Origin of the sequence: Streptomyces sp. NPDC050509 (genome assembly GCF_044457965.1) — a bacterium.
Lineage (GTDB): Bacteria > Actinomycetota > Actinomycetes > Streptomycetales > Streptomycetaceae > Streptomyces.
In genome coordinates this window covers 418,363-444,018 of sequence record NZ_JBITHL010000003.1, presented here as the reverse complement: position 1 = coordinate 444,018, position 25,656 = coordinate 418,363, and the positions used below count along the sequence as shown (strand labels likewise).

Below are 25,656 nucleotides of genomic sequence, written 5' to 3'. Positions count from 1 at the left end.
CGTTACGGGCAAGCTTTCATCGTCCGGACTGCGTGCGACGAAAGAAAGTGGGGCTCTGCCCCCCTCGGAGCAGCAGCGCTTGCCAGCTTGCCCTGACCGATCGGAGAGACCCGTGTCGACAACGGAGAGCGCCATCGCCTCGGCGGAGGCCCACAGTGCGCACAACTACCATCCGCTGCCCGTCGTCGTCGCCTCGGCGGACGGGGCCTGGATGACGGATGTCGAGGGACGGCGCTTCCTCGACATGCTCGCCGGGTATTCGGCGCTCAACTTCGGCCATGGCAACCGGCGGCTCATCGAGGCCGCCAAGGCCCAGTTGGACAGGGTGACGCTGACGTCCCGGGCCTTCCACCACGACCGCTTCGCGGAGTTCTGTACGGAGCTGGCCGACCTGTGCGGCATGGAGATGGTCCTGCCGATGAACACCGGCGCGGAAGCCGTGGAGACGGCGGTGAAGACCGCCAGGAAGTGGGGGTACCGCGTCAAGGGCGTGCCCGACGGCATGGCGAAGATCGTCGTGGCGGGCAACAACTTCCACGGCCGTACGACGACGATCATCAGCTTCTCCACGGACGCGGAGGCCCGCGCGGACTTCGGTCCGTACACCCCGGGGTTCGAGATCGTGCCGTACGGCGACCTCACGGCCATGGACGAGGCGCTGACCGAGAACACCGTGGCCGTGCTGCTGGAACCGATCCAGGGCGAGGCCGGGGTGCTGGTCCCGCCGCCCGGCTATCTCGCCGGGGTGCGCGCGCTGACCCGGGAACGGAACGTGCTCTTCATCGCGGACGAGATCCAGTCGGGGCTCGGCAGGACGGGCAGGACCTTCGCCTGCGAGCACGAGAACGTGGTGCCGGACATGTACGTGCTCGGCAAGGCGCTCGGCGGCGGGGTGGTCCCGGTGTCGGCGGTGGTCTCCTCGGCGGCGGTGCTGGGGGTGCACAGGCCCGGCGAGCACGGGTCGACGTTCGGCGGGAACCCGCTGGCCTGCGCGGTGGCACTTGAGGTCATCGCGATGCTGCGGACCGGTGAGTTCCAGCAGCGGGCGACGGAGCTGGGCGACCACCTCCACCGGGAGCTGGGGCTGCTGACGGCGGGCGGGGCGGTGTCGGCGGTACGCGGCCGGGGGCTGTGGGCCGGGGTGGACATCGTGCCGACGCACGGGACGGGCCGGGAGATCTCGGAGCGGCTGATGGACCGGGGTGTCCTGGTGAAGGACACACACGGCTCCACGATCCGGATCGCCCCGCCGCTGGTGATCAGCAAGGAGGACCTGGACTGGGGGCTCGACCAGTTGCGCGCGGTGCTCGCGGAGTAGGTGGTACGGCGCGGAGGGTCGCGGTACGGCGCGGTACCGGCGTATGGGCGTACGGGGCACTGTCGCCGTACGCCCGGAGCGGGATCAGCGCGCGGTGGCCCGGGTCTCTGTCGGGGCCTGCGGCTGCGGCGGGACCTGGGCCTGCGGCTGGGCCCTGGCCTCCTGTTCCGCTCTCCAGCGCCGGTTGTTCCTCTCCCGCCGGCTCTTCGCCCCCTTCAGGCTGATCTCGCCCGCCGCGACCTTCCGCCGCATCTGCGCGGCGAACAGGGACGGCTCCACCGCCGGCGCGGCGGGCCCGCGCTCGTCCTGGACGTACGGCTCGAACACGCCGCTCGCCAGGCAGCGCATCACATGGGCCTTGAGCGCGCCCCGCCGCTGCGAGTGGTTCGCCCACTCCGGGTCGAGGGAGCGGCTGCCCACCGGCGTGCCGAACGGCTCCATCTGCCGGCGGATCCACGCGTACTCCCGTGGGTGACGGCGCGCCAGTTCCGCGCGCACCTCCACCTCCACCGCGTACCAGGGGGCGCGCAGGCGCTCCTGGCGGGCCCGGCAGTCCTCGGTGAGCCGGCGGACGATCCGGGCCAGCTCGGTCAGCCGGTACTGCAACGCCACATAGAAGCGGCGGCTGTTGAGGAGCGTGTAGACCTCCTGGGCGGTCAGGGCCGAGATGTCCCCCAGGTCGCCGAGGACGGTGGTGGAGTCGGCGCGCGCCCGGTCCACCAGCTCCGTCAGCAGGTCGTGGACGGCCGCCTCCCAGCGGCGCAGCAGCAGGGGGTGCCGTAGCGCCGTGCTGCGTTCCTCCTGCTCCTTGGCGTCGTTGGCGACCACGAGCCGGAACGCCTGGTCGGGGGCGGCCATCAGGCGGGCCACGTCCGCCGTGACCAGCGGATCGATCAGCTTGGCGCGGCAGGCGATCTCGATGCCGTGCAGCGCGTTCCGCGCGGGCTCCTGGTACGGGGCGTCCTCGGGGATGCCGCGCTCCGCGCACAGCGCCCTGCGCACCGCGTCGGCCTCCTCGCCGTAGGCCCCGCGCAGCCAGGACCGGGCGGTGAAGACGGCGTCGCACATGTTCTGCCACTCGCGGCCGGCCCGCTGGTTCTCGTCCTGGTAGCCCCGCCGCACCCGGCGCGCCTCCGCCAGCCGGGTCTGTACCTGCTCCAGCCGCCGCTGGTTGGCGCGCAGCCGCTCGTCGCCCCGGTACCGCAGCCGCTCGCAGGCGATCTGCAGCTCACCGGCCGCGAAGGTCAGCGCGTCCAGCCAGTCGTGGTGCATCTCCGGCGAGCGCAGCCACGCGGAGGTGGTGTCCCGGGTCTTTCTCAGGAACGCGTCCGCGAGGGCGGCGCGGACGAAGACCTCGAAACTCGCGGCGCTCGCGTCGGCGACTTCCTGCGTGGGGCGGGAGGCGCAGTCCCCGACGGAGAGCAGCTCCGCGCGGGGACCGGGGACCAGTGACTTGCGCATGCCGGGACGGTACGGCGCACGGCCCCCGGGCGTGTCGGGATCGGCGAAAAGAGAACCCGATCCGGTGAACAGGGGCCGACCCAGGTCATGTTGGCAGGATGACGTGGGGCAGGAAGCGCGCGTACTCGTCCGTGATCAGGCCCGCCGACTCGCGGATGCCGAGCCCCGCCGCCTCGTCCCCGACCACCCACGCGCCGAGGACGACATGGTTGCCGTCGAAGGCGGGCAGCGGGGCCAGTTCCTGGTAGCAGCACGCCTCGTCCCGTACCACCGGAGGCTTTCCCGGCTCGTGGAGGGTGACCCCGGCGCCCTCGCGGCCCAGCAGCGGCTTGGCGGCGTAGCCGCGGGAGGCGGCGAGTTCGCGGGGTCCGTCGAGGTGGGCGGCGAGGAGGTGGGGGTGGCCGGGGTTCAGCTCCCAGAGGATCGCGAGGAGCGCCTTGTTGGAGAGGAGCATCTTCCAGGCGGGTTCGATCCAGCAGGTGGCGCCCGTACCGCCGCCGTTGTCGAGGGTGTCCAGGACCTGCGGGCCGAAGCGGTCGGTGGCCAGCCATTCCCAGGGGTAGAGCTTGAAGCAGGTACGGATGTACCGGAGCCGGTCGTCGACGAAGCGGCCGGAGAGCCGGTCCCAGCCGATCTCCTCGACGGAGAGCGCCTCGGTCTCCAGACCGGCCTGTGCGGCGGTCTCGCGCAGATAGGCGACGGTCATGAGGTCCTCGCCCAGTTCGTCGCCGTCGGAGTGCGCGAAGTGCACGGGGCCCGGCGGGAGCAGGGCGGCCTGCTGCCGCCAGGCGTCGACGAGGCGTTCGTGGAGGGAGTTCCACTGGTCGGCGCCGGGGAAACGGTCCTCCATCCAGAACCACTGGGCGCTCGCGGCCTCGACCAGCGAGGTGGGCGTGTCGGCGTTGTACTCCAGCATCTTCGCCTGTCCCGTGCCGTCGTAGTGCAGGTCGAACCGGCCGTACAGGGAGGGCAGTTCGGCGCGCCGGCGCCAGGACTCGGAGATCAGCCCGGCCAGCCGGGGATCGGTGATGCCCAGGTCGGCGAAGCGGTCGTGCGTCACGATGTGCGCGGCGGCGTCCAGGCAGAGGGCGTGCAGCTCCTCGACGACCTCTTCGAGGGCCTCCACCTCGGGCAGGGTGAAGGTGTAGTAGGCGCTCTCGTCCCAGTACGGGCGCAGGGAGCCGTCCGGGTAGCGGGTGAGCGGGTAGACGACGCCCTGCTCCTCGACGGTGCGCTGCCAGTCGGGGCGCGGGGCGATGGTGTGACGTTTCATCAGCCGCCGCCGGACCCCGAACCGGAGCAACCGAAGCCGCCGCGGTCGACCGCCGACTTGTCGAAGCTGCCGCCGTCGACCTTGCCCTTGCTGCTGTTGCCGCCGTAGTAGTACGAGCCGCTGCCACCGCTCTTGCACTGGGAGCTGGGCAGGGTCTCCTTGGTCGTACGGTCGGCGCACCGCTTGTCGGGCTCCGAGCCGCAGGACGTGAGCGCGAGCGCCAGTACCCCCATGGACCCCAGCACGACCGTGCTCGACCTCAACTTCCGCTGCCGTGCGGTCATGTGCCGCACCTCCCCCGTGGTGTTCGATTCCGGCCAGGTGGCCGTCCGAACACATTAGATGGGCGGTTCGGTCCGCTGTAAGGAAGGTGCGCCGCTTCTGGCGGGTAGACGCCAGAGAGTAAGCACGGCATTGCCCAGAGCGATGGCGATGCGCGACGATATCTCCGTATCTCCTCCACGACACGGGAGACTCCACGACACGGGAGAACGGAGACCGCTGTGGGTGGCGTGGACATCGACGCGTACCGGCGGCGGCTCGCGGCCGACATGGCGTCCCGTGGCTGCTGGCCGGAGGAATCCCCCTGGGTCCGTGCGGCCGTTGACGCCGTGCCCCGGGACCTGTTCGCGCCGGAGCGGGTCTGGGTGTGGGGCGGCGAGGAGTACGTACGGGTGGACCGCGCCGCCGACCCCCGGGCGTGGGCGGACGCCGTGTACGCGGGGGTGTACGACTCCACGGTCATCCAGGTCACCGACGGCCTGCCCACGTCCAGCCTGTCCTGCGTCCCGGTCGTGGCCGACATGCTCGACTCGCTGATGCCCGAACCCGGCCACCGGGTGCTCGAACTCGGCACGGGGGCGGGGTGGAACGCCGCCCTGCTCGGGGTGCGCGCGGGCGACGGGCGGGTCGCCAGTGTGGAGTTCGACGCCGAACTCGCCGCCGCCGCGCAGGAGCGGATCAAGAACGCGGGCGCGGAGCTGTCGGTACGGGTGGGCGACGGGGCGCTCGGGCTGCGGGAAGGGGCACCGTACGACCGGCTGATCGCGACCTACGCGGTGGAGGAGGTGCCCTGGGCCTGGGTGGAGCAGACCCGCCCCGGCGGCCGGATCGTCACCCCGTGGGGCCGTCTCGGCCATGTCGCGCTCACGGTGGCCGACGACGGCCGGTCCGCCTCCGGCTGGATGCAGGGCCTGGGGATGTTCATGCCCAGCCGGTACGCCACCGGTCAGGGCCGGGCGTTCCACGAGATCCGCGAGGCGGTCCCGCCGGAGACCGAGTCCCCCTTCCCCAGGGACCCGCGAACGCTCGCGGACGGGAATCTGCTCTTCGTCCTGCGGGTGCTGCTCCCCGACGTACGGATCACCACGGAGCCCGGCGGGGCCGACGGGACCGGTACGACCGCCCGGCTGCACGACGGCCGTTCGTCCTGGGCGACCCTCGCCGGGACGGCGGCCGGCCCGGCCGTGACCCGGCAGGCCGGGCCACGGCGGCTGGCCGATGACGTCGTACGGGCGTGGCGGAGGTGGGAGGACGCGGGGGCGCCGTCGCTCTACGACTTCGGCATGACGCGTACGCCGGACGAGCAGTACATCTGGAGCGGAGACCGGCACACCGGCCCCCGCTGGGGGCCGGTGTAGCCCGGACCCGCCGCGCGAGGACCGAGCGGTACGGGGAGCCCCCCGTACCGCTCACGTCGTCACTTCTTCGGGAGCCACTTCTTCCACGTCGGCTCGTTCGCCTTGACCCACTTCTCCGCCGCCTTCTCCGGCGTGAGCTTCTGGTCCGCGATCATCAGGGCGACGTCGTTCTGTGCCTCGGTCGTCCAGTGGAAGTTCTTCAGCAGCGTCGCCGCGCCGCCGCCCTTCTTCGCGAAGTCCGCGTTCAGGTACTTCTGGAGCGGGGTGTGCGGATAGGCGCAGGCGACCTTCTTCGGGTCGGCGTCGCAGCCCTCCTTGTACTCCGGGAGCTTGACCTCGGTCATCGGGACCTTCTGGAACAGCCACTGCGGCGTGTACCAGTAGGTGAGGAAGGGCTTCTTCTCCTTGGCGAACTGCTTCATCTGGGTGATCTGCGCCGCCTCCGACCCCGCGAAGACGACCTGGTAGTCCAGCTTCAGATTGGACACCAGCGCCTTGTCGTTGGTGACGTACGACGGCGAGCCGTCCAGCAACTGGCCCTTGCCGCCGCTCTCCGGGGTGCGGAACTGGTCCGCGTACTTGTTGAGGTTGCGCCAGTCGGTCACGTCCGGGTGCTGCTTCGCGAAGTACGTGGGGACGAACCAGCCGATATGGCCGGTGACCCCGAGCCCGCCGCCCGGGGTGATCGTCTTCTTGTCCTTGACGTAGCGCTGTTCCTGTTCGGGGTGGCCCCAGTCCTCCAGGATCGCGTCGACCCGGCCCTGGCTGAGGGCGTCCCACGCGGGGACCTCGTCGACCTGGACGGTGTCCACGCGGTAGCCCAGCTCGTGTTCGAGCAGATACGTCGCCACGGCCACGTTGGCCTGCGCCCCGACCCACGACTGTATGGAGAGGGTGACGGTCTTCGAGCCCTGCGCGTTGGCGTACGGCGACGCCTGCTTGGTCATGTCGGCCGCGCCGCAGCCGGTGACGGCCAGCAGGGCGGTCGCCGAGGCGAGGACCCCGGCCGTCCGGATACGCGTACGGATGTGCGTCATGTCAGGCCCCCTTCCTGTCTCCGCCACGGCGTTCCGTGGGCTGGGTCACCCGGTCCAGCATCAGGCCGAGGCAGACGATGGCCGCGCCCGCGACCAGGCCGGTCGCCAGGTCGCCCTGGGCCAGGCCGAACACCACGTCGTAACCGAGCGCACCGCCGCCGACCAGGCCGCCGATGATGACGACGGCGAGGACGAGGACCACGCCCTGGTTGAGCGCGAGGCGCAGCGCCGGTCCGGCGAGGGGCAGTTGGACCTGGCGCAGTTGCTGGCCGCTGGTCGCGCCGAGGGAGCGCGCGGACTCCAGCGCCGCCGCGTCGACCTGGCGGAGCCCCTGGGTGGTGATGCGTACGACGGCGGGCAGCGCGTAGACGACGGCGGCGGCGACCGCCGGGGCGCGGCCCACGCCGAAGAGCGCGACCACGGGGATCAGGTAGACGAACTGCGGCAGCGTCTGGAAGACGTCCAGGACGGGCCGGAGCAGTGCTTCGAAGCGGGCGCTGCGGGCCGCCGCGATCCCGGTGGCGAAGCCGATGACCAGGGTGACCGCGACGGCGGCCAGCACCTGGGAGAGCGTGTCCAGCGACGGCTTCCACACGCCGAGCACGCCGATGGCGGCCAGGGCGAGGACGGCGGTGAGCGCGGTCTGCCAGGTGCCGATGAGCAGGGCGAGCGCGGCGACGATCAGCAGCAGCGCCCACCAGGGCAGCGCCTGGAGTCCGCCGCGCAGCGGGTCGAGCACCCAGGTGGTGAAGTGGCCGGCCCAGTCGGCGGTGCCGCCGATGACGGGGACGCCGGAGTAGAGGTGGGCGGTCATCCAGTCGACGGCGCTGTTGACGGGCTCGGCGATGTTGGCGATCCAGCTCTCGGGCCAGTCGAGCCGGCCCGCGAGGCGTCCGGCGAACGCGACGAGGGCGGCGGCCACGACCACGGCGGCCCAGCCGAGCCATCCGGTACGCAGCCGGTCCGCCGCCGACGAAGCGGGGGGCCGGTCGAGTCCGGAGCCCGCGGCGGCGGTCGTCCGGTCGAGGACCACGGCGAGCAGCACGATCGGCAGCCCGGCGGCGAGCGCCGCGCCGACGTCGACCGAGGCCAGCGCCTGGTAGACGCGGTCGCCGAGCCCTCCGGCGCCGATCACGGACGCGATGACGGCCATCGACAGCGCCATCATGATCGTCTGGTTGAGGCCGAGGAGGAGCTGTTTGCGGGCGAGCGGCAGGCGCGCGGTCAGCAGCCGCTGCCTGGCCGTCGCGCCGAGCGAGGTGACGGCTTCCATCACGCCGCCGTCGGCGTCGCGCAGGCCGAGCGCGGTGAGCCGGGCCATCGGCGGAGCCGCGTACACGACGGTCGCGAGGACCGCCGCGGGGACGCCGATGCCGAAGATCAGCACGACGGGCAGCAGATAGGCGAAGGCGGGCAGCACCTGCATGGTGTCGAGTACGGGGCGCAGCACGCGGTGCAGCCGGTCGGAGAGGCCGGCGGCGAGCCCGAGGAGCGCGCCGACCACGACGGACGCGGCGACGGCGACGATCATCAGCGAGAGCGTCTGCATCGTCGGTATCCACATGCCGAGCACCCCGCACAGGGCGACGGAGACGGCCGCGGTGAGGGCGAGCCGGACACCCGCGACGCGCCAGGCGATCAGGCCGGCCGCGGCGGTGACCCCGGCCCAGCCCATGGCGAGCAGCAGCAGGTAGACGCCGCGTACGGAGAGGACGACGGCGTTGCTGAGGTAGCCGAAGAAGTAGAGGAAGAGCGGGTGGCTGTCGCGGTTGTCGATGATCCAGTCGCTGGCGCTGCCGAGCGGGGCGGAGAGGTCGACGGTCAGCGCTTCGGGCCAGACGGTGCCGGGCCAGCGGGTGAGGGCCAGCGGGACGAGGACGGCGGCGAACACCGCGAGCAGCAGGAGTTTGCCGAGCCCGGGCCGGCGCCGCAGCGTGGCCGCGAGGCCGGCGGCCGACCCCGCGGTCCCGGAGGTCCCGGGGCCGCCGGAGCCCCCCGGGGTCCCTTGGGGTCCGGTGGCGGAGCCGGTGCGGGCGGTCGTGCCGGTGGCGGCGGTCATCGCAGGGCCGCCTCTCCGTTCTCCGGCCGCGCCGCCGCGTCCGTACCGGAGTCACCGGAGTCACCGGAGGCACCGGAGGCACCGGAAGCACCGGAGGAACCCGCGGCGTCGGAGGAACCCGCGACACCGGCGGTGCCCGCGACCACCCCGAGCAGGCACGCGTGGTCGACGACGCCGATGAGCCTGCTCCCGTCGACCACCCGTGCCGTGGCCTCGCCGGAGCGGGCCACCGCCTCGATCGCCTCGGAGACGGTCGCGGTCGGGGCGAGCGCCGGGCCCGTGTCGGCGTCCCCGGGGGCGCGGGGCCGCATGGCCGCCCGTACGGTGATGACCTGTTCGCGGGGTACGTCGCGGACGAAGTCCCGTACGTACGCGTCGGCCGGGTGCCCGACGATCTCCTCGGGCGTGCCGAGCTGCACGATCCGGCCGTCGCGCATCAGCGCGATGCGGTCGCCGAGGCGCAGCGCCTCGTTGAGGTCGTGGGTGATGAAGACCATCGTGCGGCCCTCCTCGCTGTGCAGCCGGATGACCTCTTCCTGCATCTCGCGGCGGATCAGCGGGTCGAGCGCGCTGAACGGCTCGTCGAAGAGGAGCACCTGAGGGTCGACGGCGAGCGCGCGGGCCAGTCCGACGCGCTGCTGCTGACCGCCGGAGAGCTGCCCCGGCCTGCGGTCCTCCAGACCGTCGAGGCCGACCTTGGAGACGACCTCGGCGGCCTTCTCGCGGCGCTCGGCGCGGCCCATGCCCTGGATCTCCAGACCGTAGGCGACGTTGTCGAGGACGGAGCGGTGCGGCAGCAGGCCGAAGTGCTGGAAGACCATGGCGGCCCGGTGCCGGCGCAGGGCGCGCAGCCGGGTCCTGTCCATCGACAGGACGTCCTCGCCGTCGATGGCGATCTCGCCGGACGTCGGCTCGATGAGCCGGGTCAGACAGCGTACGAGCGTGGACTTGCCGGAGCCCGACAGGCCCATGACGACGAAGACCTCGCCCTTGCGGACGTCGAAGGAGACATCGCGTACAGCGGCCGTACAGCCGGTGCGTTCGCGCAGCTCGGAGGGGGTGAGCGCGGCGAGTTCCGGGTCGGCGGGCACGCGGGTGGCCTGGGGTCCGAAGACCTTCCACAGGTCGCGTACGGCGAAGACCGGCGGCCGGTCCGTACGGCTCCCGCCTTCCGTGGTGGCCTTGGTGTGGTCGAGTTCACTCATCGGATCAGCCCTTTCTCCTCGGTGGCTGCCCCCATGAGCAGTTCCGCGCACTTCTCCCCGACCATCAGGACCCCGATCATCGGGTTCACCGCTGGCATCGTCGGGAAGACCGACGCGTCGGCGATACGGATGGATTCGAGTCCCCGGATCCGCAGATCGGGTGCGACGACGGCCTGTTCATCGGTGGCGGCACCCATCCGGCAGGTGCCGGCGGGGTGGTACACGGTGTGGGCGCACTTACGGGCGTACTCGCTCAGTTCCTCGTCGGAGGTGACCTCCGGGCCCGGCGCGACCTCGCGCTTGAGCCAGGTCGACAGCGGTTCGGCGGCGGCGACCCGGCGGGCGATTCTGATGCCGTCGACGAGCGTACGGCCGTCGTAGTCGTCCTCGTCGGTGAAGTAGCGGAAGTCCAGGGCGGGTTTGACCTGCGGGTCCGCGCTCGTGAGGTAGAGCCGGCCGCGGCTGCGCGGCTTGGGGATGTTCGGGGTCATCGACACGCCGTGCTCGGGGCGTTCGTACCCGAGGCGCTCCGGGTTGTCGGTGAAGGGGATCTGGTAGAAGTGGAACATCAGGTCAGGGCCCTCGGCCGCCGGGTCGCGCCGGACGAAGAGCCCCGCGTCGGAGTCCATCGCCGAGTTCTCCGGGATCGGCCCGTCGGTCTCCCAGACGATCACCGACTCGGGGTGGTCGAGCAGGTTCTCGCCGACGCCCGGCAGGTCGTGGACGACGGGGATGCCGAGCTTCTCCAGGTCGGCGCGCGGACCGATGCCGGAGTGCAGCAGCAGCCGGGGCGTGTCGACGGCGCCGGCGCAGACGATGACCTCGGCGCGGGCCTCGATCAGCTTCTCCTCGCCGTCCGCCGTCCGTACCCGTACGCCGGTGGCGCGGGTGCCCGCCAGCTCCAGCCGGTACGCCCAGGTCTCCAGCAGCAGATGGAGGTTGGGGCGGTCGAGGAAGGGGTGGAGGTAGGCGACGGAGGCGGAGGAGCGCTTGTTGTTCTCCGGATGGTAGGCAAGGTCGAAGAAGCCGACGCCCTCGTGGAAGGGCTTCTTGTTGAAGCCCTCCACCCGCGGGACGTCCAGCGCCGCCTGCGCCGCGTCGACGAAGTCGCGGGCGATGGCGTTGCGGTCCCGCTCGTCGACCGGGACGACGTTGTTGCGCAGCCGGGGGAAGTACGGGTCCATGGAGCCCGCGTCCCAGCCCTCGGCGCCCGCCGCCGCCCACTCGTCCCAGTCGGACGGCAGCGGCTTGAACGCGATGAGCGTGTTGTGCGAGGAGCAGCCGCCCAGCACCCGGGCGCGGCTGTGCCGGATGTGCGAGTTGCCGCGCGGCTGCTCGGTCGTCGGGTAGTCGTAGTCCAGCTCGCCGCCCAGCAGGCCCATCCAGCGCCGCAGGGTGAGCACGTCCTCGCGGTCGACGTCGGAGGGGCCGCCTTCGATGACGGCGACGGTGACATCGGGGTTCTCGGTGAGCCGGGAGGCGATCACCGAGCCCGCCGTACCGCCGCCGACGACGACGTAGTCGTACGTGGCCGTGGCCGACGCGGCGGGGGCGGCGGGGTCCCCCGCGCCGGCCGTGTCCGCCGCGCCCGTCGTGTCCGCCGGCTCCGCCGCGCCCGTCCTGTCCGTCATGCCCATGGGTGGTCTGCTCCTCTGCTGGAGGGTCGTACGAGGTTCTTGCGGCGCTGTTCCCGCGCGGTTCCGGGCCTGTTCCGGTGCTGTTCCGGGGCCCTTGGGGGATCCGGGGCCTCCGGTACGCGTCCGGTACGCGTCAGCCCTTGAACCAGCGGACCGGGCTCGGCGCGAGGTTCTGGTAGACGTGCTTGGCCTCGCGGTACTCGGCGAGCCCCGCGGGTCCCAGCTCGCGCCCGACGCCGGACTTGCCGAATCCGCCCCACTCGGCCTGCGGAAGGTACGGGTGGAAGTCGTTGATCCATACGGTGCCGTGCCGCAGCCGGCCTGCCACGCGCCGCGCGCGCCCCGCGTCCGCGCTCCACACGCCGCCAGCGAGCCCGTACTCGGTGTCGTTGGCGAGGGCGACCGCCTCGTCCTCCGTACGGAAGGTCTCCACCGTCAGGACGGGGCCGAAGACCTCTTCCCGTACGACGCGCATCTCGCGGTGGCACTGGTCGAGGACGGTCGGCTCGTAGAAGTAGCCGCCGTCGGGCCGCACCTCGGACGCCTCGGGGCGCTTGCCGCCGGAGCGCAGGACGGCGCCCTCGGCGAGCGCGGAGGCCACGTACTCCTCGGTCTTGGCGAGCTGCTGCGCGGAGACGAGCGGGCCGCACTCCACACCGTCCTCAGTGCCCCGGCCGAGCCGGATCCGCTCGGCACGGCGGGCCAGCTCCGCGACGAAGCGCTCGCGCAGCGACTCCTCGATGATCAGGCGCGAACCGGCGGAGCAGACCTGGCCGCTGTGGATGAAGGCGGCGTTCAGCGCCTGGTCGACGGCGGTGTCGAAGCCCTCGTCGGTGGCGCACGCGTCCGCGAAGACGACGTTCGGGTTCTTGCCGCCGAGTTCGAGGGCGACCTTCTTCACACCGGGGGCCGCCGCCTGCATCACCTTCGTACCGCTGCTGAGGCCGCCGGTGAACGAGACGAGGTCCACGTCGGGGTGGGCGGACAGCCGGGCGCCGACCGGGTCACCGGCGCCGGTGACGAGGTTGGCGACGCCGGACGGCAGGCCCGCCTCGGCGAGCAGGTCGATGAGGTCGACCGTGGAGAGCGGGGTGATCTCGCTCGGCTTGATCACGAAGGTGTTGCCCGCGGCGAGCGCCGGGGCGATCTTCCAGCTCGCCTGGAGGAGCGGGTAGTTCCAGGGGGTGATCAGCGCGCAGACCCCGACGGGCTCGTGGACGACCACACTGTGGACGGTGTCCGAGCCGGCGTCGACGACCCGGCCGCCGCTCTCGTTCATCACGAGGTCCGCGAAGTAACGGAAGGCGTCGGCGACGCAGTCGACGTCGACGCGCCCCTCTTCGAGGGTCTTGCCCGAGTCCCTGCTCTCCAGCAGCGCTATCTTCTCGCGGTTGCGTATCAGCAGGTCGGCGGTCCTGCGCAACAGCCCGGCCCGCTCGGCGACCGGGGTACGCGGCCACGGGCCGTGGTCGAAGGCCGCACGCGCGGCGGCGACCGCGGCGTCGGTGTCCTGGGTCCCGCCCTCGGACACGACGGCGAGCACCGTCGCGTCGGCGGGGTCGAGGATGTCCCGCGTGGCGCCGGACGCGGCTTCACGCCACTTTCCGTCCACATGAATCGTCTGTTGTGCCGACACGTCGCGTATTGCCTTCCATTCCCGGAACATTCCTCACCAGCGACAACTGGCGATTCAGGCATCTGCCCAGGGGGGTGGAAAGCATGCGTACGGCGTGACCGAAAGTGCTCTGTGTCTCTTTCGCTCACGCCGTACGTCGGACGGACGTCACGCCGTACGTCGGACGGACGTCACGCCGTAGGTCACGCCGTACGCCGGTCCGCAGATGCTGCGGTCAGTCCTCGGCGGGCTCGTCCCGCGCCTGGAGACCGGCCAGCCACAGCGGCACCAGCCAGTGCACGGCCAGGGCCACGACCAGGGCGTACGACAGCGATACCGTCACGTCCCGGTCCCCGAGCGCGTGGAGCACGATGAAGACGAAGGCGCCCCCCAGCAGCAGGCGGAGGGTGATCCCGTGGGCGCGCGCCCTGATCAGGTCGCGCTCGGCGCGCTGGCGCTCGTCCAGCATCCGGCCGCGCAGCTCCAGCAGCCCGCGCGTGGCGCCGTTGAGGATGCCGGTCGCCAGGCACCAGGGCAGGAGCAGCCCGATCATCACGAAGAGCGGCCAGGTCCGGTCCATGGCCTGCGCCACGCCCCAGGAGCCGGCCATGAGCGCGGTCAGCACGACATGGGCGCCGACGACCAGCCTCCTGCGGGCTGCCGTCGCGTGGAACGTCCGGGCCTCGCCCCGGTTCATCAGCGCGTGCATACGCCGGTCGTACGTCGTGGGCGCCGCTGCCGGTGCCGGTGTCTCGCGTGCGGTCATCACTGCTTCCTCCCGTAGACCTCGTGCGTGAGCGGGCTGAAAGGTTCGAGGGAGAACAGCGCCTCCACGGGGAGGCTGAAGTACTCCGCGATCCTCAAGGCCAGGTCGAGGCTGGGGTTGTACTGCCCGCGCTCGATGTAGCCGACGGTCTGGTAGTGGGCTCCCACTGCCTCGGCCAACTGCTGACGGGACACTTTCCGTTCAGCCCTCACCACGGCCAACCTGTTGTGCACCTGCTCGCTCATGTATAAGAAGTACTACATTTATGAGGACGTTGACAACCTCGGCGGACTGACAGACCGACAGACCGGCGGCCCGGCAGACCAGAAAGGCCCCGTACCGCCGGTGGTCCGGCGGTACGGGGCCTTTCGTGAAGCAGTGCAGCGGTGCAGCAGGGTGGTGCGGGGGGGGTGCGGTCCGGTCAGAGCAGACCGAGCTCGCGCACGGCGTCGCGCTCCTCCGCCAGCTCCTTGACCGAGGCGTCGATCCGGGTGCGCGAGAAGTCGTTGATGTCCAGGCCCTGGACGATCTCGTACACGCCGTTCTTGGTGGTGACGGGGAAGGAGGAGATCAGGCCCTCCGGCACACCGTAGGAACCGTCCGACGGGATGCCCATCGAGGTCCAGTCGCCCTCGGCGGTGCCGTTGACCCACGTGTGGACGTGGTCGATGGCCGCGTTGGCGGCGGACGCGGCCGAGGACGCGCCACGGGCCTCGATGATCGCCGCGCCGCGCTTGGCGACGGTCGGGATGAAGGTGTCGGCGAGCCACGCCTCGTCGTTGACGGCCTCGGCGGCGTTCTTGCCGGCGATCTCCGCGTGGAAGATGTCCGGGTACTGCGTGGCGGAGTGGTTGCCCCAGATCGTCAGCCGCTTGATGTCGGAGACGGCGGCGCCGGTCTTGGCCGCGAGCTGCGAGATGGCGCGGTTGTGGTCGAGGCGCGTCATCGCGGTGAAGCGGTCGCGGGGTACGTCCGGGGCGGCGGCCTGCGCGATCAGCGCGTTGGTGTTGGCCGGGTTGCCCACGACGAGGACCTTGATGTCGTCGGCGGCGTGGTCGTTGATCGCCTTGCCCTGCGGCTTGAAGATGCCGCCGTTGGCGGAGAGCAGGTCGCCGCGCTCCATGCCCTTCGTACGGGGGCGGGCGCCGACCAGCAGGGCGACGTTCGCGCCGTCGAAGCCGACGTTCGGGTCATCGGTGATCTCGATGCCGCTGAGCAGCGGGAAGGCGCAGTCGTCCAGCTCCATCGCGGTGCCCTCGGCGGCCTTGAGGCCCTGAGGGATCTCCAGGAGACGCAGCTTGACCGGCACGTCCGCGCCGAGGAGCTGGCCGGAGGCGATGCGGAAGAGCAGCGCGTAACCGATCTGGCCGGCCGCGCCGGTGACGGTGACATTCACGGGAGTGCGGGTCATGGCGGTCTCCGTAAGACAGTCTGGCGGTGGGGGTCCCTGCCCCTGATGCGGGACATCTCCACAGCGCCGCTCCGTACGCGGGCCGGTGTTCGACCGGCCGTCATCCGAATCTTGACGTGAAGAGATATCCGGCGCCAGGCTATCCGACCCGGGGCGGCCCGCACCCACGCCCCCTCAGTGGCGCGGCTCACGGCACGACGGGCGTCGATGCGGGTATACGTACGGGTTATCCGCCGGTCGATTCGCCGCCGGGCGCTTCGCCGGGAGTGGTGCAGCCCGTCTCGCCGGTCGTGAGCGTCGCGCACGCCTTGACGCTCGCCGCGTCCGGCGCCGCGGACATCGCGGTGTACCCGTTGGTGTTGGTCTCCACCGAACCGCTCTGCCCCTGGCCCCGGCCCTTCGCCGGGTCGATCCGTATCTCGTCCCCCAGGGCGGCCTGCGTTATCCGCGCCCAGGCGGCGCCGCAGGTCTTGCTGTAGCGGACCTCGACCAGCGCCGTGCCGACCGTGGCGCTGGCGACGGTCTCGGCGAACCGGCCGCCGCAGCCCATGTTTTCCGGGTCCTTGCCCGCGCACGCGTCACCGGCGCACTTCACCCCTTCGGGCAGTACCGGATCGCTGGTGGACGGCTTGGGCGAGGGCGTCTTGGCGACCGCCTTGCCGTCGCCGTCACCGCCGAGGCTGGTGAGCGTGAACGCGGCGGCGACCACCACCAGCGCGCCGACGACCCCGGACACGAAGACCGCCACCTTGCGCCGGCCGCCCTTGCCGCTCCTGCCACCCTTGCCGCTCTTGCCGCCTCGGTCTCCCCTGACTCCCTTGCCACCGGGGGCCGGACCGCCCGGACCGGAGCCGGGCGGGGAGTGCGGCGCCCCCTGGGTTCCGTGCGCGCCGTGTGTTCCCTGCGCCCCGTGTGTTCCCTGCGCTCGGTGTGCTCCCTGCGTTCCCTGCGTTCCCTGTGGGGGTACGGTGCCCCGTCCACGGCCCGAGCCGACCGCCGCGCCGCCGCCCGAGGCGCCGGCCGCCCCGACGACCGGATTCTTACCGGAGTCGGCAAGTGCTGTCCGCGCCTGGGAGATACGGATCGCTTCCATGGTCATGTCGTGACGCATCTCGGAACGGCTCCAGGCCCGCTCCGCCAGCTCCCACATCGTGGTCAGATGCACCTGATGCGTGCCGGTGACCTCGGCCAGCGCGACGACCGCGCCCTTGGGCGGGAGCAGCCGCCCGCTCAGATAGCGCTCCCACGACGTCTTGCTGTAGCCGGTTCTGTCCGCCACGGCGGCGATGCTCAGACCACTGCGGTCGACGAGCCTGCGCAACTGGCTGGTGAACTCGCTGACCTCCGGGTCGAGCCCTTCCGGTAGCGCCTTCCAACGAGGCATTCCGCCTCCCCCTTGTCCCCCCGCACGTGCCTGATGAGCCCCGCGCTGTGCCTGCTCCCCCGCGCTGACCGCTCCCCCGCCCCGCGGCCGGCCCGGCTTCCCCTGCCGGTGGACCGCCGTGGAAGGCGCGCCCGGCCAGGATGCCAGGTCCTGGGTGCGCCACGCACGGGAGCATTCGGGGCCGCACGCACGCGTCGACGCGCGCCCCCGGCCCGAACACCGCCCCAGTCTCCCATCCGTCGCGCACTCATCACACCATTGCGGAATGGTCACTTCCGTGCCACAGGCGCCAGAGCCCGGTCGTCCGCAGCCACAGGGCGCGGCAGGTCTCCCCGTACCGGAGTTCCAGCCGCTGTCCGCCCGAAGCCGTGAACGTGGAGAGGTTCTTCACCACGTCCCCGACCGCGCAGAACATCGTCCCGGGGGTACTTCTGCGTCTGGCCCAAGACGAACTACGGCGGAGCGATGCAGAAGGTCGCCGACGACAACCCGGACCTGACCATTTTCGGCGGCGCCTTCGCCGCGCGGGTCCACTCCGTCTTCAACAACGGCAGCAGTTGCGACGTGCGCGTCTACAGCGGCAAGAACTACAAGTCCAGCTCGCCCGAGACGTACGCGAAGGGCAAGAAGTTCTCCACGTCCAAGGGTGGGGTCATCCACTCGAACAGGTGGGTCAACTGCAAGTGACCCACAGCGGTGGATGAAAGCGGCGGCCCGTCCTCCTCGGGGGAGAGGACGGACCGCCGTCACGCGCGTACGGGGCCGGTCCTCGGCCCGCGGCGGCCTGCCGCCGCCACCCCTACCGCACGGTGAAGTGGAGGGTGTCCTCCAGGAACGGGATCTCCAGCCACGGTTTCGGCTGCGTCATCAGCGAGAGCAGCACGATCGCCACGCCGAGCAGCCCGTACGTGAGCATGTCGGTGAAGCGCGAGCGCACGGCGAGCATGCCGACGGACGGCAGGACACGCCGCAGGACCGCGCCGCCGATGAGGGCGATACCGATCAGGATCGTGCCGACACGGAACGCCTCCGCGAAGGGGTGCAGGCCGACGATCAGCAGCCCGAGGCCGGTCGTCCCGAGCACGCTGAGCAGCGGCCACTGGCGGGCGGGCGCCGGGGCGTCCCGGGGCGCGGCACGGCCGCCGCCCTCGGGGGGCGCGGTGTCGCGGGTGAGCGAGAACCGCCTGCCGGCCTCGGCCTCGTCGGTCCCGTCGGCCTCGTGGGTCTCGTCCGCCTCGCCGGGCGCGTCCGGGGTGTCGGCCGTATCGGAGCCCTCAGTGGCCCCCGAGCCGCCTTCCGCGGTGCCCGGGTCGTCCGGGGTGGCCGGGCCGTCCGTGGCGTCGGGACGGTGCTCGTCGGCCGCCTCGGCCCGTTCCGTACCGCCCGTACCGGTACTCGTACTCTTGCCCGTATCCGCGTCCGAACCCGTGTCCCGGCTCGTGCCAGCACCCATCATTCGGCGTCCTTGAGGGTACGTTCCGCCGCCTCGACGACATTGACGAGAAGCTGCGCGCGGGTCATCGGCCCGACGCCGCCCGGGTTGGGCGAGATCCACGCCGCCACGTCCGCGACGCCCGGGTGGACATCGCCGACGATCTTGCCGTTCTCGTCCCGGCTGACGCCGACGTCGAGGACGACCGCGCCCTCCTTGACGTCCTCGGGGTTGATGATGTGCGGCACGCCCGCCGCCGCCACGATGATGTCGGCCTGCTTGAGCAGCGCCGGCAGGTCGCGCGTGCCGGTGTGGCACTGGGTGACGGTCGCGTTCTCGGTCTTACGGGTCAGCAGCAGGGGAATCGACCGGCCCACGGTGATCCCGCGTCCGACGACCACGACATGCGCGCCGTTGATCTCGACGCCGTGGTGGCGCAGAAGCTGGATGATGCCGTACGGGGTGCAGGGCAGCGGCCCCGTCTCGTTGAGCACCAGCCGGCCGAGGCTCATCGGGTGCAGCCCGTCGGCGTCCTTGGCCGGGTCCATCAGCTCCAGCACCCGGTTGGTGTCGATGCCCTTGGGCAGCGGCAGTTGCACGATGTAACCCGTGCACTCGGGGTTGGCGTTCAGCTCCGCGACGACCGCCTCGATCTCCTCCTGCGTGGCGGTGTCGGGCAGCTCACGCTGGATGGAGGCGATGCCGACCTGCGCGCAGTCGCGGTGCTTGCCGTTGACGTACCAGCGGCTGCCCGGGTCGTCCCCGACCAGCAGGGTCCCGAGACCGGGCGTGACACCCCGCTCCTTGAGGGCCGCCACGCGGACGGTGAGATCGGACTTGATCACGGCTGCGGTGGCCTTGCCATCGAGAATCTGGGCGCTCATGCCCCCATCCTCGCGGAAGACCCCTCCCCGGTTCCAATCCGCGTCCCTGTTCGTCCGTACCCGCACGCTCGTCGCACGTACCCGCACGCTCGCGCGCGTACCTGCACACGCCCGCACACGCATCCGCACGAGACGTTGCACTTGCACAACACTTGTGAAGGCGACTGGACAAAACCGTGTGTTGATAACACGATTACGTCGCAGTGCGGCCGGCGTCGGGGGGCAGACCGCTCAGACCGCTCAGACCTGAGATTTTCCTCCACGCGGGCCATTCCGTCCCCGCACCACCAACGGAGGAACCCCGTCATGAGCTTCGGCGACCCGAACAACCCCTACGGCCAGCAGGGCCAGCAGCCCGGTTACGGCCAGCCCCAGGGTCCGCCGCCGGGCCAGCAGCCGGGGTACGGCTACCCGCAGGGCCAGCCCCAGCAGCCTCCCGGCTACGGCTACCCGTCCCCGCCGCAGGCTCCCATGGGGTTCGGCTACCCCGGTGGCCAGATGGAGATGCCCGGTCTGATGAAGGCCGCGCGCGTCATGCTCTTCATCTTCGCCGGTTTCCAGGTTCTCGCGGGGCTCATCATCGGCGTCGCCTTCGGTCTTCTCAGCGACGCCGCCGACTCGGTGGGCTCGTCGAGCACCGGCGCCGATGCCCTGGCGGGTATCGGCATAGGCGCCGGCGTGGCGCTCCTGGCCATCGGCGCCCTCTCGATCTTCCTGGGCGTCAAGTTCGCCACCGGCGGTTCCGGTATCCGTGTGACGACGATCGTCTACGCCTCGCTCGCGCTCCTCGGCGGCCTCGGCAACCTGGCCAACGGCGGTTCCGGTGCCTTCGGCGGGATCATCTCGCTCGCGTGCAGCGGGGTCATCCTGGCCTCGATGGTGAACGGCCAGGCCTCCGCGTGGTTCAACCGCCCGCGCTACTGACGCGTCGCCAGTGCGCCGCTTAGGCACGCCACGTACAGCAGAACCGCCGAAGGCCGCGGTCTCCCGGAAGGGAGAACGCGGCCTTCGGCGTCGGCCGGGGCCCTGCCCTGCCGTGCCGGTCGCAGGTCAGTGGAAGAAGTGGCGCGTCCCCGTGAAGTACATGGTCGCGCCCGCCTTCCGCGCCGCCTCGATCGTCAGCTCGTCGCGGACCGAGCCACCCGGCTGGACCACGGCCCTGACGCCCGCGTTCAGCAGGATCTCCAGTCCGTCGGGGAACGGGAAGAACGCGTCGGACGCGGCGTACGCGCCGCTCGCCCGCTCCTCCCCCGCCCGCTCCACCGCGAGCTTCGCGGAGTCGACGCGGTTGACCTGGCCCATGCCGACGCCCACCGAGGCGCCGCCCTTGGCGAGCAGGATCGCGTTGGACTTGACCGCGCGGCACGCCTTCCAGGCGAAGGACAGTTCGCGCAGCTCGGCCTCGGAGAGCGCCTCGCCGGTCGCCAGCGTCCAGTTCGCCGGGTCGTCACCGTCGGCCTGGAGCCGGTCGGTGACCTGGAGCAGCGTGCCACCGTCGATCGGCTTGACCTCTACGGAGGCGGCCGGGGCCTCGGGGCAGCGCAGCACACGGATGTTCTTCTTGCGGGCCAGCACCTCGACGGCGCCGTCCTCGTACCCCGGCGCCACGATGACCTCGGTGAAGATCTCCGCGACCTGCTCGGCCATCGCGACGGAGACCGGGCGGTTGACGGCGATCACGCCGCCGAACGCGGAGAGCGGGTCGCACTCGTGCGCCTTGCGGTGCGCCTCCGCGACATCGTCGCCGATGGCGATCCCGCACGGGTTGGCGTGCTTGATGATCGCGACACAGGGCTCGGTGTGGTCGTACGCGGCACGGCGCGCGGCGTCCGTGTCCGTGTAGTTGTTGTACGACATCTCCTTGCCGTGAAGCTGCTCCGCCTCCGCGAGCCCGCCCTCACCGGCGGTGTAGAGCGCGGCCGGCTGGTGCGGGTTCTCGCCGTAGCGCAGCACGTTCTTGCGCGTGTACGTGGAGCCCAGGAAGTCGGGGAAACCGGAGTCGTCGGCCGCGGCGTAGTCGTCCGCGAACCAGGAGGCCACGGCCACGTCGTACGCCGCGGTGTGCTGGAACGCCTCCGCCGCGAGCCGCTTGCGCGTCGTCAGGTCGAAGCCGCCGTCCCGTACGGCGCCGAGGACGTCCGCGTACCGCTCGGGGCTGGTGACGACCGCGACCGAGGGGTGGTTCTTGGCGGCGGCGCGGACCATCGAGGGGCCGCCGATGTCGATCTGCTCGACGCACTCGTCGGGGGTGGCCCCGGAGGCGACCGTCTCGCGGAACGGGTACAGGTTCACGACGACCAGATCGAACGGCTCGATCTCCAGCCCGGCGAGCTGCTCGCGGTGGGAGTCGAGGCGCAGGTCGGCGAGGATCCCGGCGTGGACGCGCGGGTGCAGCGTCTTGACGCGGCCGTCCAGGCACTCGGGGAAGCCGGTCAGCTCCTCGACCTTGGTGACCGGCACACCGGCGGCGGCGATCTTCCCGGCGGTGGAACCGGTCGAGACCAGGGTGACGCCCGCCTCGTGCAGACCGCGTGCCAGCTCCTCCAGGCCCGTCTTGTCGTAGACGCTGACCAGTGCGCGGCGGATGGGCCGCTTCGTGCCCTGATTATTCACCGACGTATACCTTTCGTCCCTCGATGCGATAGCCGTGCCGGGCCAGTGTCCCCACGGCCTCGACGAGCAGGTGTCGCTCGACTTCCTTGATGCGCTCATGGAGAGCGTCTTCGTCGTCCTCGTCCCGGACCTCGACCACGCCCTGCGCGATGATCGGGCCGGTGTCGACACCGTCGTCGACGAAGTGGACCGTGCAGCCGGTGACCTTCACGCCGTGGGCGAGCGCGTCGCGTACGCCGTGGGCACCGGGAAAGCTGGGGAGCAGAGCGGGATGCGTGTTGACGCACCGGCCGCCGAAGCGCGCCAGGAACTCTTTCCCCAGGATCTTCATGAAGCCCGCCGAGACCACGAGGTCCGGCTCGTACGCCGCCGTCGCCTCCGCGAACGCCGCGTCCCACGCCTCGCGTGTCCCGTACTCCTTCACCCGGTGCACGAAGGTCGGCAGCCCGGCGCGCTCGGCGCGCTCCAGACCGGCGATGCCCCCGCGGTCGGCGCCGACCGCGACGATCCGGGCGCCGAAGCCCTCGGGGTCGTCGCCGATGGCGTCGAGCAGGGCCTGCAGATTCGTACCGGATCCGGAGACCAGGACCACGAGCCGGGCCGGGGCGGCGGAGGACCGGGGGGCGGGGGGCGGGGAGGCCACGGCGGGCGCCTTTCTCGGAGCGGGCACAGCCTCGCGGGGCGTGCGGCGTTGTACGGACGGCGACTTGGCGTGGTCGTACGGCTTTGTGTGGTCGTACGAACGAGTCACGTTCCCCGATACGGGGAACTCTACGAAGGAGCCGACCGTCAGCAACGATACCGGCACACCGAGCGGCCCCCACGGGACGGGGGCCCGGCCGGGAGGTAGCGTCTGGGGACAGGGTTCGTCTCCGGGACGGGCCCGTACAGGACAAGACCCCCGCGCGACGGGTCTGAGGGGAAGACGTTCACCACATGCAGGACCGACGCCGCCGCACGGCACTCCACCTCCCGCCGCCCTCTGGGCCGGTGCTGCTGCCGCGGGAACGCCAGTCCTCCTCCACCGGCCCTTCGCCGGGCTCCCAGGAGCCCGAGGGATCGTCCGGTACGTCCGGTACCAACGGTGCGCCCGGTACCTCCGGGGCCGGCGGTTCCTCCGACGACAATCCGTTCGCACCGCCGCCCGAGGGCAGGCCCGACCAGCCGTGGCAGCCCCGGCGCCCCGAGGACGGCGACGGACAACAGGACGGGCAGGACGGCGGCTCCGGCCGCGGCGGCTGGGGCAGCCAGTGGAGCAGCCGCCAGCCCGGCCGCTCCTCGGGAGGCTTCGGCAGCCGCCCCGGCGGTCAGGGCAACGGGCAGAACGGGCCGAACGGAGCGGCCAACGGTCAGGACGGCTCCGAGACCGGCCGCGGCAGTGGACCGCGCTGGGACCCGACGGACCCGGCCCAGCGCCGCGCCCGCTACGCCCTGCTCGGCGGGATGTGGGCCTTCTTCTTCGCGCTGTTCGACCTCCCCGACATCGCCCTCCTCCTCGGCGCACTCTCCGTCTACTGGGGCGCCAGCGCCCTGCGGGCCAAGGCCAGGAAGCCGTCGGACGGCACCTCCGCCTCCGCCCTCGGCGCCGGACAGCCGGCCCCGGCGGGCGCCCCCGACCAGGCGGGTCAGCCCGCCCCGTCCGGTCAGATCGCGACCAGGTCGCTGACCACGGCGGCGGTGAGCGGACTGGTGGCGGCCGGACTCGCCCTGGCGATCGTGGCGACGACCTTCACCGTGCAGCTCGTCTACCGCGACTACTACACCTGCGTGAACGACGCGCTGACGAAGACGGGGCAGCTCTCCTGCAACGATCTGCTGCCGCGTTCCCTGGAGCCCGTCTTCGGCGTCAAGGAGTAAGGGTCAGGAGGCACCCTCCTGGGTGTGGTCGATCCGCGGCTGATCGGTCCCGATCCGGTCGGTCCGGGTCGGGTCGGTCCGGGTCGGGTCGGTCCGGGTCGGGTCGGTCCGGGTCGGGTCGGTCCGGGTCGGGTCGGTCCGGGTCGGGTCGGTCCGGGTCGGGTGGGCCGCAGTCCGGTCGGTCCTGGTCGGGTCAGTCCGGGTCGGGTGGGCGGCAGTCCGGTCGGTCCGGGTCCGGTCGGTCCGGGTCGGGCCCGGCGGCGCCGCTGCCGCCTGGAAGTCGGCCATCAGTCCACCCGACGCCTCCTTGAACGCGGCCCACCGCACCTCCCGCGCCCCGCGCTCGTGCCAGGCGTCGGCCGCCAGGAAGTCGTACGGCTCGTCGTCCGGGCCGGCCCCCTCCGCCTCGTGCACCGTCCGGGCGTCCCCGGTCTCCGGACCACCGCCCGCCCAGGGTGCGGCCCCGGGCGCGGACGGTACGGCGTCCTGACCACGCGCCGCGGCGGTCTCCCCCGTACCGCTCCGCAGCCCCAGCCACCACAGCGGCGCCCGCCACCACGGCGGAAGCGCCGGCTCCGCGACGCCCGGAGCCACCACCGTCGCGACCTTCTTCCCCGCTCTCCTCCCCGCTCTCCTCCCTGTCTGCTTTCCCGACCTCTCCCCCGCCTGCTTCCCGGCTCTCCTGGCCGCCTTTCCCGCTTCCTTCTCCGCCTTCCTCCAGGCCTTCCTCTCCGCTCTGCTCATCCGCCCCGTTTCCCGTACGCCCTTCGCCCACCGCTTCCTCAGCCGCCAGGCCCGGAGCAGCAGCGCCGTCGGTACGCCGAGGGCCACCGTCCACACCAGCGTGGCGGCGCCCGTCAGCCACCAGACCGGACCGAACGCGGCCAGCCGCCCGTTCCCCAGCGGCCCGCCCGCCATCGCCGCCAGGAACGCCGTCAGAACGGCACAGGCCGCACCCCCGAGGGCCGTTCCCAGCGCCGTGTCGCGCGCGCTCCAGGCCTCCTCCCGTACGGCGAAGGGCGGCGCGGCCACCCGGAGGGTGAACCAGGCGATCGCCGGCCCCACGACGGCGGGCACGGCCGCCACCGCCCAGTTCAGCGGCGTGCCCGGCCCCTCGGGCACCGCGGCGAGGAGCGGGAAGGACGGCAGCGCGGGGCTGCCCAGCACGCCGAACGGCGTGACCGTCGCCCCCGTACCGAGCACGAAGCCGGGGCCCAGTGCGTACGCCGCTCCCCAGATCGCGGCGTTGGGCACCAGCGCCAGCCCCAGCAGCAGGAGCGCGAACCGCCCGGACCAGTCCGCGGCGAGCTGGACGAAGGACGCGTGCGCCGGGGCGCTGTGCCAGCCGAGCGAGACCCCGGCCAGCAGCGCGCCACCCCCCGTCAGCAGCAACGCGCCCGCCGCGCCGGAGCGCAGGGCGGCCCGCGTCCTGGTGCGTGCCAACGCCGTCCGGGCGCCCCGGGGCAGCCACATGGGCAGCGGTCCGAGCGGGCGCCCGCTCGCCGTCCACGCCCCCGCCGTCGCGGACAGGAGCGTCAGGACTGGCAGGGTGAGCAGCGCGCGCAGCGGATGCGCGGTGAGCGGCCCGCCCGCCGCGTAGCACACGGCAGCCCCGCCGACGAGCAGATATCCGCAGCTCACCGTGGACACGGCACCGAGCGCGGTGAGTTGCGGACGCCCCTCCTCCGGTTCGAGGGTGTCCCGCGCAGCGCGGTGGACGAGCCAGGCCGGCAGGGCCACGAGCAGCAGCGGCATGACGCCGAGCGGGGCGGGGACGCCGGAGAGGGTCTCGGGGCGTACCAGCTCGATGCCGTGCGCCAGCAGCCAGAGCCCTGCCGCCACATGGAGGGCAGCGCCCGCTCCGCCGTCCGGGTACGGCGAGGCGATCCACATCGTTGTCAGAAGCACGGCGAGCGCGCCGAGTCCGAGGCCCGCGGCGATGGCTCCACGGAGGAAAGAGGCGGTCAGCGCGGCGGCGCGGCCGCGGTCCACGGCCGAGGCCGAGGACAACGGTGTGCCGCGATCGGTCAATTGGGTCACAACACAATGTTGCCCACGACACGC

Annotated in this window: 22 protein-coding genes and 1 pseudogene; 5 read left to right on the top strand and 18 right to left on the bottom strand. The window is 72.0% G+C overall.

Features of this window, described 5'->3' with window-relative positions:
* The first annotated feature begins 112 nt into the window (after window positions 1-112).
* Window positions 113-1,318 carry an ornithine--oxo-acid transaminase gene (rocD, locus tag ACIBJC_RS11130; protein ID WP_399290495.1) on the top strand — a complete coding sequence of 402 codons (1,206 nt, stop codon included), beginning with the start codon at window positions 113-115 and terminating at the stop codon, window positions 1,316-1,318.
* A gap of 84 nt (window positions 1,319-1,402) precedes the next feature.
* Here rocD and ACIBJC_RS11125 read toward each other — a convergent pair whose 3' ends face one another.
* The 3 genes from ACIBJC_RS11125 to ACIBJC_RS11115 form a co-directional block, all read right to left on the bottom strand.
* Complete coding sequence (locus ACIBJC_RS11125; protein WP_399290493.1) at window positions 1,403-2,779, bottom strand: hypothetical protein; 1,377 nt, start codon at window positions 2,777-2,779, stop codon at window positions 1,403-1,405.
* Between the two features lie 85 nt (window positions 2,780-2,864).
* Window positions 2,865-4,052, bottom strand: a complete 1,188-nt coding sequence (locus ACIBJC_RS11120) for a glutathionylspermidine synthase family protein (RefSeq protein ID WP_399290491.1) — start codon at window positions 4,050-4,052, stop codon at window positions 2,865-2,867.
* Window positions 4,052-4,336: a hypothetical protein gene (locus ACIBJC_RS11115; protein WP_399290489.1), complete on the bottom strand. Its 285-nt coding sequence runs from the start codon at window positions 4,334-4,336 to the stop codon at window positions 4,052-4,054. The genes ACIBJC_RS11120 and ACIBJC_RS11115 overlap by 1 nt, the downstream gene beginning before the upstream one ends.
* Before the next feature lie 219 nt (window positions 4,337-4,555).
* Here ACIBJC_RS11115 and ACIBJC_RS11110 point away from each other — a divergent pair, with 219 nt between their 5' ends.
* Window positions 4,556-5,692: a methyltransferase domain-containing protein gene (locus tag ACIBJC_RS11110; protein ID WP_399290487.1), complete on the top strand. Its 1,137-nt coding sequence runs from the start codon at window positions 4,556-4,558 to the stop codon at window positions 5,690-5,692.
* 59 nt (window positions 5,693-5,751) lie between these two features.
* Here the strand turns inward: ACIBJC_RS11110 and ACIBJC_RS11105 are convergent, their stop codons facing one another.
* From ACIBJC_RS11105 to ACIBJC_RS11060, 10 genes are all read right to left on the bottom strand, one after another.
* Complete coding sequence (locus tag ACIBJC_RS11105; protein WP_399290485.1) at window positions 5,752-6,729, bottom strand: ABC transporter substrate-binding protein; 978 nt, start codon at window positions 6,727-6,729, stop codon at window positions 5,752-5,754.
* Between the two features lies 1 nt (window position 6,730).
* Window positions 6,731-8,788, bottom strand: coding sequence for an ABC transporter permease (locus ACIBJC_RS11100; protein WP_399290483.1), 2,058 nt, complete (start codon window positions 8,786-8,788; stop codon window positions 6,731-6,733).
* On the bottom strand, window positions 8,785-9,993 hold the full coding sequence (locus ACIBJC_RS11095) for a glycine betaine/L-proline ABC transporter ATP-binding protein (protein ID WP_399290481.1): 1,209 nt from the start codon (window positions 9,991-9,993) through the stop codon (window positions 8,785-8,787). Before ACIBJC_RS11095 ends, ACIBJC_RS11100 begins: the two co-directional genes overlap by 4 nt.
* A complete protein-coding gene (locus ACIBJC_RS11090) occupies window positions 9,990-11,630 on the bottom strand; it encodes a GMC family oxidoreductase (protein ID WP_399290479.1) in 1,641 nt (546 codons plus the stop codon). The genes ACIBJC_RS11095 and ACIBJC_RS11090 overlap by 4 nt, the downstream gene beginning before the upstream one ends.
* 133 nt (window positions 11,631-11,763) lie before the next feature.
* Window positions 11,764-13,296: an aldehyde dehydrogenase family protein gene (locus tag ACIBJC_RS11085; protein ID WP_399290477.1), complete on the bottom strand. Its 1,533-nt coding sequence runs from the start codon at window positions 13,294-13,296 to the stop codon at window positions 11,764-11,766.
* A 184-nt stretch (window positions 13,297-13,480) separates the two neighbouring features.
* Complete coding sequence (locus ACIBJC_RS11080) at window positions 13,481-14,011, bottom strand: hypothetical protein (protein WP_399290475.1); 531 nt, start codon at window positions 14,009-14,011, stop codon at window positions 13,481-13,483.
* Window positions 14,011-14,256, bottom strand: coding sequence for a helix-turn-helix transcriptional regulator (locus ACIBJC_RS11075; protein ID WP_329828756.1), 246 nt, complete (start codon window positions 14,254-14,256; stop codon window positions 14,011-14,013). Before ACIBJC_RS11075 ends, ACIBJC_RS11080 begins: the two co-directional genes overlap by 1 nt.
* Before the next feature lie 176 nt (window positions 14,257-14,432).
* On the bottom strand, window positions 14,433-15,422 hold the full coding sequence (locus ACIBJC_RS11070; protein ID WP_329828755.1) for a malate dehydrogenase: 990 nt from the start codon (window positions 15,420-15,422) through the stop codon (window positions 14,433-14,435).
* A 226-nt stretch (window positions 15,423-15,648) separates the two neighbouring features.
* The gene (locus ACIBJC_RS11065) at window positions 15,649-16,806 is read right to left on the bottom strand and encodes a helix-turn-helix domain-containing protein (protein ID WP_399290472.1); all 1,158 of its coding nucleotides are present in this window, start codon (window positions 16,804-16,806) and stop codon (window positions 15,649-15,651) included.
* A gap of 250 nt (window positions 16,807-17,056) precedes the next feature.
* Window positions 17,057-17,221, bottom strand: a complete 165-nt coding sequence (locus tag ACIBJC_RS11060) for a hypothetical protein (RefSeq protein WP_399290470.1) — start codon at window positions 17,219-17,221, stop codon at window positions 17,057-17,059.
* Window positions 17,222-17,235: 14 nt separating this feature from the next.
* On the opposite strand from ACIBJC_RS11060, the pseudogene ACIBJC_RS11055 reads away from it, so the two are divergent.
* A pseudogene (locus ACIBJC_RS11055) lies at window positions 17,236-17,493 on the top strand (peptidase inhibitor family I36 protein); the annotation flags it as partial.
* 112 nt (window positions 17,494-17,605) lie between these two features.
* On the opposite strand, the gene ACIBJC_RS11050 reads toward ACIBJC_RS11055, so the two are convergent.
* Window positions 17,606-18,259, bottom strand: a complete 654-nt coding sequence (locus tag ACIBJC_RS11050) for a DUF3017 domain-containing protein (protein WP_399290468.1) — start codon at window positions 18,257-18,259, stop codon at window positions 17,606-17,608.
* Complete coding sequence (locus ACIBJC_RS11045) at window positions 18,259-19,122, bottom strand: bifunctional methylenetetrahydrofolate dehydrogenase/methenyltetrahydrofolate cyclohydrolase (RefSeq protein WP_329828749.1); 864 nt, start codon at window positions 19,120-19,122, stop codon at window positions 18,259-18,261. Before ACIBJC_RS11045 ends, ACIBJC_RS11050 begins: the two co-directional genes overlap by 1 nt.
* Before the next feature lie 306 nt (window positions 19,123-19,428).
* Here ACIBJC_RS11045 and ACIBJC_RS11040 point away from each other — a divergent pair, with 306 nt between their 5' ends.
* A complete protein-coding gene (locus ACIBJC_RS11040) occupies window positions 19,429-20,046 on the top strand; it encodes a hypothetical protein (RefSeq protein WP_399290466.1) in 618 nt (205 codons plus the stop codon).
* A 126-nt stretch (window positions 20,047-20,172) separates the two neighbouring features.
* Here ACIBJC_RS11040 and purH read toward each other — a convergent pair whose 3' ends face one another.
* Window positions 20,173-21,735: a bifunctional phosphoribosylaminoimidazolecarboxamide formyltransferase/IMP cyclohydrolase gene (gene purH / locus ACIBJC_RS11035; protein ID WP_399290464.1), complete on the bottom strand. Its 1,563-nt coding sequence runs from the start codon at window positions 21,733-21,735 to the stop codon at window positions 20,173-20,175.
* Window positions 21,728-22,378, bottom strand: coding sequence for a phosphoribosylglycinamide formyltransferase (purN, locus tag ACIBJC_RS11030; RefSeq protein WP_399290462.1), 651 nt, complete (start codon window positions 22,376-22,378; stop codon window positions 21,728-21,730). Before purN ends, purH begins: the two co-directional genes overlap by 8 nt.
* 293 nt (window positions 22,379-22,671) lie before the next feature.
* Here purN and ACIBJC_RS11025 point away from each other — a divergent pair, with 293 nt between their 5' ends.
* Window positions 22,672-23,592 (top strand): hypothetical protein, encoded by a 921-nt coding sequence (locus tag ACIBJC_RS11025; protein WP_399290460.1) that lies wholly within the window; start codon window positions 22,672-22,674, stop codon window positions 23,590-23,592.
* Between the two features lie 3 nt (window positions 23,593-23,595).
* On the opposite strand, the gene ACIBJC_RS11020 is transcribed toward ACIBJC_RS11025, so the two are convergent.
* Window positions 23,596-25,632 carry a DUF6350 family protein gene (locus tag ACIBJC_RS11020; RefSeq protein WP_399290458.1) on the bottom strand — a complete coding sequence of 679 codons (2,037 nt, stop codon included), beginning with the start codon at window positions 25,630-25,632 and terminating at the stop codon, window positions 23,596-23,598.
* Between the last annotated feature and the right edge of the window lie 24 nt (window positions 25,633-25,656).

Bases quoted from the DNA above. Each gene is read 5' to 3' on its own strand.
- ACIBJC_RS11085 (WP_399290477.1), bottom strand. From the start codon at position 13,296: ATGTTCCGGGAATGGAAGGCAATACGCGACGTGTCGGCACAACAGACG.
- ACIBJC_RS11050 (WP_399290468.1), bottom strand. From the start codon at position 18,259: ATGGGTGCTGGCACGAGCCGGGACACGGGTTCGGACGCGGATACGGGC.
- ACIBJC_RS11040 (WP_399290466.1), top strand. From the start codon at position 19,429: ATGAGCTTCGGCGACCCGAACAACCCCTACGGCCAGCAGGGCCAGCAG.
- ACIBJC_RS11060 (WP_399290470.1), bottom strand. From the start codon at position 17,221: ATGTTCTGCGCGGTCGGGGACGTGGTGAAGAACCTCTCCACGTTCACG.
- ACIBJC_RS11125 (WP_399290493.1), bottom strand. From the start codon at position 2,779: ATGCGCAAGTCACTGGTCCCCGGTCCCCGCGCGGAGCTGCTCTCCGTC.
- ACIBJC_RS11080 (WP_399290475.1), bottom strand. From the start codon at position 14,011: ATGACCGCACGCGAGACACCGGCACCGGCAGCGGCGCCCACGACGTAC.
- ACIBJC_RS11105 (WP_399290485.1), bottom strand. From the start codon at position 6,729: ATGACGCACATCCGTACGCGTATCCGGACGGCCGGGGTCCTCGCCTCG.
- ACIBJC_RS11090 (WP_399290479.1), bottom strand. From the start codon at position 11,630: ATGGGCATGACGGACAGGACGGGCGCGGCGGAGCCGGCGGACACGACG.
- ACIBJC_RS11095 (WP_399290481.1), bottom strand. From the start codon at position 9,993: ATGAGTGAACTCGACCACACCAAGGCCACCACGGAAGGCGGGAGCCGT.
- ACIBJC_RS11100 (WP_399290483.1), bottom strand. From the start codon at position 8,788: ATGACCGCCGCCACCGGCACGACCGCCCGCACCGGCTCCGCCACCGGA.
- ACIBJC_RS11075 (WP_329828756.1), bottom strand. From the start codon at position 14,256: ATGAGCGAGCAGGTGCACAACAGGTTGGCCGTGGTGAGGGCTGAACGG.
- ACIBJC_RS11045 (WP_329828749.1), bottom strand. From the start codon at position 19,122: ATGAGCGCCCAGATTCTCGATGGCAAGGCCACCGCAGCCGTGATCAAG.
- ACIBJC_RS11115 (WP_399290489.1), bottom strand. From the start codon at position 4,336: ATGACCGCACGGCAGCGGAAGTTGAGGTCGAGCACGGTCGTGCTGGGG.
- ACIBJC_RS11065 (WP_399290472.1), bottom strand. From the start codon at position 16,806: ATGCCTCGTTGGAAGGCGCTACCGGAAGGGCTCGACCCGGAGGTCAGC.
- ACIBJC_RS11025 (WP_399290460.1), top strand. From the start codon at position 22,672: ATGCAGGACCGACGCCGCCGCACGGCACTCCACCTCCCGCCGCCCTCT.
- ACIBJC_RS11070 (WP_329828755.1), bottom strand. From the start codon at position 15,422: ATGACCCGCACTCCCGTGAATGTCACCGTCACCGGCGCGGCCGGCCAG.
- ACIBJC_RS11120 (WP_399290491.1), bottom strand. From the start codon at position 4,052: ATGAAACGTCACACCATCGCCCCGCGCCCCGACTGGCAGCGCACCGTC.